The following is a 1,417-nucleotide window of genomic DNA, read 5'->3' as shown; positions in this document are numbered from 1 at the left end:
GATGGGACCAGCCGCCTGACCCGGAGAACTGGGTGGTCAAGACCGCGGGCGGCGCCGGCGGCGGACACGTCAGACGAGCAGCCGGAGAAAGCCCGACCGCCGGCCGCTACTTCCAGCGCTTCGTTGCCGGTCGCAGCATCTCGGCCCTGTTCGTCGGCAATGGTCAAACCGCGCACCTCGTGGGTTTCAGCCACCAATGGACGTCTCCCGCCCCCACAGCGCCCTATCGCTACGGCGGCGCCGTACGGTTGAGACGCTTCGATCGCAGACAGGCGGCGGTCATCGGCGGCTGGCTCTCAAGTCTGACGCGGCGCGCCGGCCTGCTTGGATTGTGCAGCGCCGATCTGATCCGTGGACCAGATGGCTACACGTTCATCGAGATCAATCCGAGGCCGGGCGCCACCCTCGACATTTTCGACGATGTTGACGCGCCATTGATCGAAGCGCATCTGCGCGCCGCGACGGGTCAGGTCTTCCGCTTGCCGCGCTTCGTCGATTCGATGGCGTCGATGGTGACCTACGCCGCGACGCCAATCACTCACTTTCCGTCGATTGCCTGGCCTGAATGGACAGCGGACCAACAGTCGGCTGGCACCCGTCTGATTGCCGGCGACCCTGTCTGCACGGTCTTCGCGCGCGGTCCGAGCGCCCAATCGACCAAGCGGCTCATCAAGGGACAAGCCAGCCAATTGCAACTCCAATGGGAAGGAGACCGGACATGAAAGACGGTTCGGCATTCCTGAACGACAATGCACAGCGCATCGTTGACGGCATGATCGGCGACGCCGAACGCCTGCGTATCGTCGTTTCCAGGGGACCATTGGGCGAGCGCCTGATCGATGCCGGCGCCAAGACCGTCGGCAGCGTCGAGGCCGGGATGCGCATGGCTGAGGCTGCGATGGGCGGTCTCGGCAGCGTTTCGGTGTTCATGGATCGCGCGTCACAGCAATGGCCGTTCACCGTCGAAGCGCGATCTTCGCAGCCGGTGCTGGCCTGCCTGGGCAGCCAGTATGCGGGCTGGAACCTGTCTGGCCAGGACTATTTTGCGATGGGATCTGGGCCTGCGCGGGCCCTCGCCCGGGTCGAACCGCTGTTCGAAACACTTTCCTATCACGACATCGCATCTTCCGCGGTGCTTATCCTTGAGACGGCCGAACCGCCTCCCCGCGCGACCGTTGAGAAAGTGAGCAAGGCAACTGGACTGGCGACGGAAAAGCTCACCTTCCTCTATGCGCCGACACAAAGCCTTGCCGGCGGCGTGCAGATCGTGGCGCGCGCGCTCGAGGTTGCCCTGCACAAGATCAACGATCTCAAATTCCCGCTGGAAAACGTTGTCGACGGCATCGGAACGGCGCCGATCCCCGCCCCCCATCCGGATTTCCTGACCGCTATGGGCCGAACCAACGATGCCATCATC

The 1,417-nt window shown here is 64.1% G+C and carries 2 protein-coding genes; both read left to right on the top strand.

Annotated elements, in window-relative coordinates:
* The coding region (locus EOA22_RS33535; RefSeq protein WP_127313368.1) for an ATP-grasp domain-containing protein at positions 1–722 on the top strand (722 nt) is incomplete at its 5' end.
* The coding region (mch, locus tag EOA22_RS33530; RefSeq protein WP_127390609.1) for a methenyltetrahydromethanopterin cyclohydrolase at positions 719–1,417 on the top strand (699 nt) is incomplete at its 3' end. The genes EOA22_RS33535 and mch, both read left to right, overlap by 4 nt.

Source organism: Mesorhizobium sp. M7A.F.Ca.US.014.04.1.1, from assembly GCF_003998745.1.
GTDB classification, from domain to species: Bacteria; Pseudomonadota; Alphaproteobacteria; order Rhizobiales; family Rhizobiaceae; genus Mesorhizobium; species Mesorhizobium ciceri.
Note: the sequence above shows the minus strand (reverse complement) of the source record. Positions and strands in the feature narration are given on the sequence as shown.